This is a genomic window from Dietzia timorensis (assembly GCF_020742175.1).
Taxonomy (GTDB): domain Bacteria; phylum Actinomycetota; class Actinomycetes; order Mycobacteriales; family Mycobacteriaceae; genus Dietzia; species Dietzia timorensis_A.
In genome coordinates, this window is the sequence record NZ_DYXM01000275.1 from 1 (window position 1) to 4,217 (window position 4,217).

Here is a 4,217-nt window from a genome sequence, read left to right on the forward strand (position 1 = left end):
GGCCATGCCGCGGGCGGCGATCCGGCGCCGGATACCGGCCGAGCCCGAGGCAGCGGCGGAGGGGCGAGCTGAGGACGCGGAGCGAACGGAAGAAATGCGCATGCCGCAATTATGGCTGCCTGCCGCGGCAAAGGTCGAAAATGACGTCGCGCGACGGGCCCACAAGGGGGCCACGCCGCGCGGTGCGTCGGAGGTGTTGAAGAGGGCCTAGCTCTTCACTCCGAGGCGGGCGAGAACGTCGCGATTGACGCGGTCGAGCTCGCCGGAAATCGACTTGTGCACGTTGCGACGCTCCGCCGTCGGAATCGACTCCGCGGTCTCGAGCGCGGTGTTCATGTCATTGAGGCGAACCTCGGTGCGCTCGGAGAATCGCGCGATCTCCGGCTCGCTGCCGCGGTTGGCGTTGAGCTTGGACAGAGACTCGCGCAGCGCGGAGATGCGGTTCTCCAGCGCGGTGGCGGGGTTGGCGGCCAACGGCGCGGTCGAGCCCTGCGCGGAAGTGATGCCCTTGAACGCGAGGGGTGCGAGGACCGGCAGCACGATCTGTGCGAAGCCGACGTAACGCTTGGCAGAATCCTTGTTGAGGTGGCCCTGCTTGACCTTCGCGAGCTCGAGCTCGGCCATCTTCTTCTCGTGGGCGCGGCCGACCTTCGCGTCCTTGGCCGCGGCCTTGTCGGCCTTGGACTGAAGCTTGGCTTCCTTCGCCAACTGCTTGCGGCGTGCCTTGTCCTCGGACTTGTTCTCCCGGATCTTCAGCTCCGCGGCGCCGCGGCGACGCTCCTGGTGGCCCTGCTCGAGAGAGGCGGCGGTCTTCTTCGCCTTCTTCGTCGTGCGCTTGGTGGCCTTCTCCGCGCGCTTCTTCAGCTTCTTGACGTTCTTCGAATCGGCCTTGTCGCGGATCTTCTCCGCGGCCTTCTGCGCCTTGACCTGAGCCTTGGCCTCGATAGTCGCCTTCCGGCGAAGCGCCTTCTCCTCGGCTCGGCGAACCGACCGATTCTTGCGGAGCGAGGTGAGTTTGCTGGTCAGGGTGTCCATGTCTAAAGATCCTTCGGTCCGAGAATTTATTTCGACCCGACTGGCCAGTCGGATAAGCGCTCTAATTGCACATCATACGAGCTACCGGCCGGTTGCGGGCGAAGTGAACCCTTCGAGCGGCAATATGTCCCGCGAGCGGGCGGTGAAATGAATCCGATCCTGCGCTGAATTCGACTTCCTGGAGGCGCGGTCCGCGGGCGCGGTCCGGGTGCCTAGTCCACTTGGAATTCGCGGGTGGCGCCGTTGATGGGGAACGTCGAGCCCAGTCCGCGACCGGTGGCCGAGTAGGTGATGCGGTAGCGGCCGGGCGGCGTGCCCTGCGGGATGTCCCACGAGATAAGCGCGTTGGTGAAGGGGCCAAGGTTTTCGAAGGTGATCATCGTCGACCAGTCGCCATCGTCGTGCACCCGCGTCCAGCCGCCGGCTCCCGGGGCCTCGCGCTCCACGGCGAGGTAGGTCGACCCGCGGCGCAGATCGGTGTTCGGGTTGGCTCCGGCGAAGCGCGCGAGCACGCGCTGGCCCGAACGGTATGCCTCCTGCGGCTGGTCGATGACGTCGCCGAACGCGTTCCCCGGGGCGGGCACGTCCACGCTGGGGTTGCCGAACGGAGACGCGGGGATGACGCCGGTGAGGTCGCGCTCCCACGTGCCCGGGTCGTTCGGCGTGCCTTCGCGCATCGACCTCGCGAGCCCCGCGCCGATCTGGGCGATGGCGGGCAGCTGCCACGGGCCGAACGCGGTGGCGCCGCCCTCGTAGTTCTGCGTCGCGTACTCCTCCGGCGTGGTCACGTAGTGGCCGTAGCCGTTCGTGTAGCCCTGGACGAGCACCTGCTCGGGGGAGACTCCGAGGGCCTTGCCGATGGTCCTGCGCAGCCGGAGCCCGGACACGACCGTGATCTCGAACGGGACGCCGAAAATGTATTGCGAGCCGAGGCGGACGAGGTGGAACGGGAAGACGCGTTGGATCGCGTTGGGCACGAGCCCGGCCGGTAGCAGGATGTCCTTGGCGCCATGGGCGTCGCGCAGCCACTGCGGGATCACGACGTCCCCAATCTGAGCGACCGCCGGATTGCCACCCCTTTCGCCCTCGTTGAACGGTAGGTCGTCGCCACCGCCGCCGTCTTCTTGCGAACCGGCAGCGAATGCTGCGCCGAGCGCGGCGATCGCGGTGCGGTGAGTGCGGCCGTCGCCTGTGAACTCCGGTTGTACTTCGACCGCGGTGATGTCGACCCAGACGTGGCGCACGTCAATTCCGGCGCCGAGCGGAGCCATCGCGCCGATCTGCCCGGCCGCGGCGTCGTACTCGCGGGTGCCGATGATGCGCGTGTTCTCGTACTCGTTGTCCGTGGGGCCGCTGCCCGGACTCAGATTGAGGTTCGGCGATATATCCCCGGCGTTGGACTGGGCAAACGCGGTGATGAGCGGCAGCGGGGCGCCGGAGAGATAGTCCTGGCCCGCGACCTCGCGCTCCCAATGCCATGCCGAGTAGCCCTTGTTGTCTGTCGACACGAGCGTCGCGTCGGTCGACATCGACGTGGCGTGCTCGCCGAACCAGTTGAGCACGCCCACGAGCTCCCCGCCGCGATACATCTGCAGCGTCTGCGAGCGCGGGTCGATGCCCGTGGGGAACGCGGCCTTATCCTCGGCAGGGTTCGCGTCGAATGCCTGTTTGGAGCGGTTGACGCCGGCGTTCGTCAGCTCGGCATGGCTCACCCCGATCTCGGTGGGCGCCAAGTCCTCATGTGCCATGACGATCGCGTCGACGATGCCGGCGACGTTCGCCTCGAATGTCGCGGGACGGAACCCGAACATCGAAAGGTCCACCATCGGGTGCCCCGAGGTGCCTCCCGGCGCGACGTGGGTGTGCGTTGCCGACAGCAGCACGTTGCCCTCGTGGTAGGTGTCGCCGAAGCGTTCGCGCAGCCTACGCAGCACCTCGAGCTGGATCGACTGGAACATCAGCCCCATCTCGCAGGTGACCATGGCGATGCGCGGCGAATCCGCCGACTCGGCGAAGATGAACGCGCGGGCACGCTGCCGCAGATGCAGGCCCGTGGACATCTGACTCATCTCCGCGTATCCGTTCATGCCCGCGCCCAACGGCTCGCCCGTGATGTCGCCGATCCCTCGGCCGACGAGAAGATTAGAGGTCTGTGCGGCGGAATAGGCGGGGAGCATGCTCGCCAGCGTTGCCGCGCCGCCGGCGATCGCCGCGGAACGCAGAACCGTGCGGCGAGAGACGACGCTGCTTGTCGAGTGATGTGAGCCCTGGGCCATGGCGAATCCGTTCCTCGTGGCCGCGTCGACGAGTTCTGGGCGTGCGTGTTTTCGCGCGCAGCCGGAACTGGACGCTGCATCAACTGATTTCCTCGGCTCAGACTAGAACAAGCGATGCGGTGCTGAGCGGCTTTCGGGGAAAACGAAAAGTGAGGTCCGAGGCCGTCGCCCCGAGGGGCGTGGTCCCATAAATACAGTTGCGCCCTCCGGCATTCGTGGTGCCGGAGGGCGCGCGCTACTCCTCAGGTGGCGGCCGGTCAGGGCCGGCTGGCAAGAGGGGGTTATGCCTGTGTGGCTGGTTATGCCTTGGCCGCAGCGTAACGGGAGGCGACGTCCTCCCAGTTGAATACGTCCCACACAGCGTTGACGTAATCAGCCTTGACGTTCTTGTACTGCAGGTAGAACGCGTGCTCCCACATATCGAGCATGAGCAGCGGCGTCAGGTTCACCGAGATGTTGCCCTGCTGATCGGTGAGCTGCTGAACAACCAGACGGCCACCGATGTGGTCGTAGCCCAGCACGGCCCAACCCGAGCCCTGCAGCGTGAGCGCGACAGCGTTGAAATGCGACTTGAACTTCTCGAACGAACCGAAGTCACGGCCGATCGCCTCGGCGAGCTCGCCGGTCGGCTCGCCGCCACCGTTCGGGGACAGGTTCTTCCAGAAGATCGAGTGGTTCGTGTGCCCACCGAGGTGGAACGCGAGGTTCTTCGACAGCAGCGGAGCCTTCGACGAGATCGACCCGTCATCACGGGCCTCCTCGAGCTGCGCGAGAGCGTCGTTGGCGCCCTTGACGTAGGTCGCGTGGTGCTTGGAGTGGTGCAACTCCATGATCTCACCGGAAATAGCCGGCTCCAGAGCGCCGTAATCGTAATCAAGATCCGGAAGCGTGTACTCAGCCATCATC

At 66.1% G+C, this 4,217-nt stretch carries 3 protein-coding genes; all 3 read right to left on the reverse strand.

What is annotated here, in order from left to right:
* Positions 1-207: 207 nt before the first annotated feature.
* Complete coding sequence (locus tag K8V11_RS14175) at positions 208-1,035, reverse strand: DUF6474 family protein (protein ID WP_303915647.1); 828 nt, start codon at positions 1,033-1,035, stop codon at positions 208-210.
* Between the two features lie 212 nt (positions 1,036-1,247).
* Positions 1,248-3,311 (reverse strand): neutral/alkaline non-lysosomal ceramidase N-terminal domain-containing protein, encoded by a 2,064-nt coding sequence (locus K8V11_RS14180; RefSeq protein WP_303915650.1) that lies wholly within the window; start codon positions 3,309-3,311, stop codon positions 1,248-1,250.
* A 299-nt stretch (positions 3,312-3,610) separates the two neighbouring features.
* Positions 3,611-4,213, reverse strand: a complete 603-nt coding sequence (locus K8V11_RS14185) for a superoxide dismutase (RefSeq protein WP_303915653.1) — start codon at positions 4,211-4,213, stop codon at positions 3,611-3,613.
* Positions 4,214-4,217 lie beyond the last annotated feature (4 nt).